Source organism: Rhizobacter sp. P3_B12, assembly GCF_056402895.1.
On record NZ_JBFUGN010000371.1, the window covers coordinates 1 to 5525 of the forward strand.

Annotated in this window: 2 protein-coding genes; both read right to left on the reverse strand. The window is 69.8% G+C overall.

Features of this window, described 5'->3' with window-relative positions:
• Window positions 1-1633, reverse strand: a 1633-nt coding sequence (locus tag AC1D01_RS18710) for a hybrid sensor histidine kinase/response regulator (RefSeq protein WP_477868889.1), incomplete at its 3' end; no start/stop codon positions are given.
• Window positions 1630-5525, reverse strand: a 3896-nt coding sequence (locus AC1D01_RS18715; RefSeq protein WP_477868891.1) for a response regulator, incomplete at its 5' end; no start/stop codon positions are given. The genes AC1D01_RS18710 and AC1D01_RS18715, both read right to left, overlap by 4 nt.

Below are 5525 nucleotides of genomic sequence, written 5' to 3' on the forward strand. Positions count from 1 at the left end.
GTGCGAGCGTCAGCCCGACGCCCAGCCCGCCCTGGGCCCGGTCCAGCGTGCGCGAGCCCTGCGTGAACAGGTCGAAGATGCGCGGCAGCAGCTGCGCATCGATGCCGATGCCCTGGTCGCGCACCTGGATCACCGCGCCCTGCTCGGTGGTGCTGGCCTCGAGCGCGATGCGCGTGCCCTTCTCGCTGTACTTCGAGGCGTTGTTCAGCAGGTTCGACACGATCTGCGCGAGCCGCGCGAAATCGCCGTGCAGCCACATCGGCTCGGCCAGCGGCAGCACCTGCAGCCGCTGCTCGCGGGCGTCGATCAGCGGCTGCGCGGTCTCGACGCTCTGCGTGATCACCGCGTTCAGGTCCACCTTCTCGCGGCTCAGCACGATCTTGCCCTGGCTGATGCGGGCCACGTCGAGCAGTTCCTCGATCAGCCGCGTCATCTGCTTGAGCTGGCGCACCATGATGTCGGTGGCCCAGCCGAATTTCGGGTCGGGCGGCGCGATGCGGCGGATCACCTCCAGCGCGGTGCGGATCGGCGCCAGCGGGTTGCGCAGCTCGTGCGACAGCATCGCGAGGAACTCGTCCTTGCGCCGCCCGGCCTCCTGCAGCTGCATCTCGGCGGCGCGCCGCTCGACGATCTCGCCCTGCAGGCTGCCGTAGAGGATGGCGTTCTCCAGCGCGGCCGCGGCGCGTGCCGCGAGGTCGTCGAGCACGCGCCAGTCGGGTCGCTGCGCGGCATCGTCGGTCGCCACCAGCAGCGCGCCGAGCAGGCGGTCGCCGTTGACCAGCGGCAGCGCCTGCACCGCCTGCCAGGGCACGGCCCGCGCACGGCCCGGGCCGAAGGCATCGGGCGCGAGTGCGGCAAGCTCGTTCGCTGCCAGCACGACGGTGCGGCGCTCGGCCAGCGCCTGGCGCAGTGCCGCGGCGAGCGGCGGCGTGAGGTCCATCAGCATGCGGTGGGCGGTGTGGCCTGCACCCGTACCCGCCGACGCGACCACCAGCCGCTGGCGCGCCCCCGGCTCGTCGCCGGGCAGCACGACCGCGGCGCTCGCCATCGCCGGCACCAGCAGCTCGGCCAGCGCCTGCACGCACACCTCGGCCTGCAGCGAGCCGCTGAGCACCCGGCTCGCGTCGGCCAGGAAGGCCGAGCGGCGGTCGTTGTCCTCCGCGACACGGCGCGCCGCCTCGGCGGCCGCCACCGCCACGTGCGCATCGGCCTGCTCGCGGATCTGCCGCTGCATCGCGAACAGCCGCACGAACACCCGCACCTTGCTGCGCAGGATGTGCGGCACCACCGGCGACTGGATGTAGTCGACCGCGCCCAGCGCATAGCCGCGCTCGGTCTGCATTTCGTCGGCGTACGAGGTGATGAAGATGATCGGCGTGTCGACCGAGCGCTTGTACTGCCGGATCAGCGCGGCCGTCTCGAAGCCGTCGATGTCGGGCATGTTGACGTCGAGCAGGATCACCGCGAACTCGCGCTGCAGCACCTCGCGCAGCGCCTCGCGGCCGGAGCGCACGAACACCAGGTTCTGGCCGAGCTCCTCGAGCACGGTGCCGAAGACCAGCAGCTTCTCCGGCAGGTCGTCCACGACCAGGATATTGACCCGGCTGTCCGGGTCGGTCGCGGCGGTACTCACTTGCTGAGCCAGCCGCGCAGCACGACCAGCAGGTAGGCCGTGTCGACCGGCTTGGAGAGGTAGTCCCAGGCCCCGGCGTCGATGCACTTCTCGCGGTCGCCCTTCATCGCCTTGGCCGTCACCGCGATCAGCGGCAGCTCCTTGCCGCGCGGCAGCCGGCGCATCTGGCGCATCGTCTCCATGCCATCCATCTCCGGCATCATGATGTCCATCAGCACGATGTCGATGCTCGGGTCGGTCTCCACCAGCCGGATCGCATCGCGGCCGTTCTCGGCCGAGACGATCACCATGCCGTGGTTGTCCAGCACCGTCGCCAGCGCGAAGATGTTGCGCATGTCGTCGTCGACGATCAGCACCTTGCGGCCGTGCAGCCGGCGGTCRGCGTCATCCAGCTCGCGCGCCGAGCGGCGCTCTTCTTCCGACATCGTCGCCTCGCCGCGGTGCAGGAAGAACGCCGACGCGTCCAGCATGCGCTCCAGCGTGTCGGCGCGGCGCAGCGCGAATGCGCTGTGGCCGCGCTCCCAGCTCACGCACACCGCAGGGTCGCGGCTGGCCAGCACGATCGGCAGCTGGCGCGCGAGCGGCCGCGATTCGAGCGACTCGATCACGTCCTCGGGACCGAAGTCGGCGACGCTGCCGTCGGTGATCAGGCAGTCGATGCTGCCGTGCGCGATGCGCTCGCGCGCCTCGTCGACACCGCTGGCCTGCACGATGTCGGTCTCGGTGTCGAGCGCGTCCAGGAAGGCGGCGCGCGCCGGCGTGTCGGCCATCATCACCAGCAGCCGCTTGCGGCGCCGCTCGGCGAACTCGTGCAGGTGGCCGAGCGCCTCCTCGACCTCGTCGACCGATTGCAGCGGCTTCGTCAGGAAGCCCACCGCACCCGAGCGCAGCGCGCGTTCGCGCGAGTCGTCGGTGGACACCACGCAGACCGGGATGTGGCGCGTCGCGAGGTCGGACTTCAGCCGCTCCAGGATGCGCCAGCCCTCCATGTCGGGCAGGAAGATGTCGAGCGTGATGACGGCCGGCTGGAAGTCGCGCGTCAGCGCGAGCGCGGTGGCGCCGCTGGTGCTGACCAGTCCCTTGAAGCCGACGCGGCGCGCCGCCTGCAGCAGCACGTCGGCGAAGGCCAGGTCGTTCTCGACGATCAGCAGCACTTTGTCGCCGAGCAGGATGTCGGCGCGGTCGTCGTCGGCGGCGTTGTCGGCCAGCTCGTCGGCATCGCTGCCCTCGTTGGCCGGCAGCGGCGCCTCGGTGCGGATCCGCTCCAGCACCGGCAGCGCCTCGGCGATCACCACCGGCGGCGCGTTGCGGCCGTGGCGCAGGCTGCGCGTGGCGCTGTAGCTCTGCGGCAGGTACAGCGTGAAGGTGCTGCCCTCGGCCGGTGCGCTGACCAGCCGGATCTCGCCGCCCAGCAGCCGCGCCAGCTCGCGGCTGATCGCGAGGCCCAGGCCCGTGCCGCCGTACTTGCGCGAGGTCGAGCCGTCGGCCTGCTGGAAGGCCTCGAAGATGATCTGCTGCTTGTCCGGCGAGATGCCGATGCCGGTGTCCGACACCGAGAACGCGATCACCTGCGACGCGCGGTTCAGGTCCTCGTTGTCGCGCGACCAGCCGCGGTCCACCACCTCCATCGTCAGCCGCACCGCGCCCTGGTGCGTGAACTTGAACGCGTTCGACAGCAGGTTCTTGATGATCTGCTGCAGCCGCTTCACGTCGGTGACGATGGTCTTCGGCAGCGGGGCGATCCGCACCGGCGCGCCGATCTCGAACGCGACGTGGCGCGATTCGGCGACGTGGCGGAAGCTGCGGTCCACCGAGCGCTGCAGGTCTTCCAGCCGCAGCTCCGAGACATCCACCGCGACCGTGCCCGATTCGATCTTCGACAGGTCGAGGATGTCGTTGATCAGCATCAGCAGGTCGTTGCCCGACAGGTGGATGGTCTTCGCGAACTCCACCTGGCGCGGCGTCAGGTTGCCGTCGCTGTTCTTGCACAGCTGGTCGGACAGGATCAGCAGGCTGTTCAGCGGCGTGCGCAGCTCGTGCGACATGTTGGCCAGGAATTCGGACTTGTACTTCGAGGTCAGCGCGAGCTGCTCGGCCTTCTCTTCCAGCGCCTGCCGGGCCTGCTCCACTTCCTGGTTCTTGCGCTCCACTTCCTGGTTCTGGTGCACCAGCAGCCGCGCCTTCTCCTGCAGCTCCTCGTTGGTCTGCTGCAGCTCCTGCTGGCGGCTCTGCAGCTCCTCGGCCAGCGACTGCGACTGCGTCAGCAGGTCTTCGGTGCGCATGTTCGCGCTGATCGTGTTGATCACGATGCCGATCGATTCGGTCAGCTGGTCGAGGAAGGCCTGGTGCGCCGGGTTGAAGCGCTCCAGCGAGGCCAGCTCCAGCACGCCGCGCACCTCGCCCTCGAAGACGATCGGCAGCACCAGGATGTCGAGCGCCGCGCCCTCGCTCAGGCCGGTGGCGATGCGGAACGCGCTGCCCGGCACGTTGGTCACCAGGATCTTGGTCTTCTCGACCGCGCACTGGCCGACCAGGCCCTGGCCGAGGTCGACCTCCTTGCCGTGCGAGGCCTGGCCGCCCGACGCGTAGCTGCCGAACAGCTTCAGCCGCGGGCCCAGGCCGCCGCTGCCGGTCAGCACGTAGAACTCGGCCTGCTGCGCGCCGACCACCGGCGCCAGTTCGGACAGGATCAGCTGGCCCACCGTCAGCAGGTCCTTCTGGCCCTGCAGCATGCGGCTGAACTTCGCGAGGTTGGTCTTCAGCCAGTCCTGCTCGGTGTTCTTCTGCGTGGTGTCCTTCAGGTTGCGGATCATCTCGTTGATGGTGTCCTTCAGCGCGGCCACCTCGCCCTGCGCCTCCACCGTGATCGAGCGCGTCAGGTCGCCCTGCGTCACCGCGGTCGCCACCTCGGCGATGGCGCGCACCTGCGTGGTCAGGTTGGCGGCCAGCTGGTTGACGTTCTCGGTCAGGCCCTTCCAGGTGCCGGCCGCGCCGGGCACCTTGGCCTGGCCGCCGAGCTTGCCCTCCACGCCGACCTCGCGCGCCACCGTGGTCACCTGGTCGGCGAAGGTCGCGAGCGTCTCGGTCATGCTGTTGATGGTCTCGGCCAGCGCGGCGATCTCGCCCTTGGCCTCCACCGTCAGCTTCTGCTGCAGGTCGCCGTTGGCCACCGCGGTCACCACCTTGGCGATGCCGCGCACCTGGCCGGTCAGGTTGCCGGCCATGAAGTTCACGTTGTCGGTCAGGTCCTTCCAGGTGCCCGACACGTCGCGCACCTGCGCCTGCCCGCCGAGCCGGCCTTCGGTGCCCACTTCGCGCGCCACGCGCGTCACTTCGGCGGCGAACGACGACAGCTGGTCGACCATCGTGTTGATGGTGGCCTTCAGCTCCAGGATCTCGCCCTTCACGTCGACCGTGATCTTCTTCGACAGGTCGCCGGCGGCCACCGCCTTCGTCACGTCGGCGATGTTGCGCACCTGGCTGGTCAGGTTCGACGCCATCAGGTTCACCGAGTCGGTCAGGTCCTTCCAGGTGCCGGCCACGCCCTGCACGTCGGCCTGGCCRCCCAGSWTGCCTTCGGTGCCCACYTCGCGCGCSACGCGCGTCACCTCGGCGGCGAACGAKCGCAGCTGGTCGACCATCGTGTTGAYGGTGTTCTTCAGCTCCRRGATCTCGCCCTTCACGTCGACGGTGATCTTCTTCGACAGGTCGCCGGCGGCCACCGCSKTSGTCACSTCGGCGATGTTGCGCACCTGGCTGGTCAGGTTGCCGGCCATSAAGTTSACCGAMTCGGTCAGGTCCTTCCAGGTGCCGGCCACGCCCTGCACGTCGGCCTGGCCGCCCAGGATGCCTTCGGTGCCCACCTCGCGCGCGACGCGCGTCACCTCGGCGG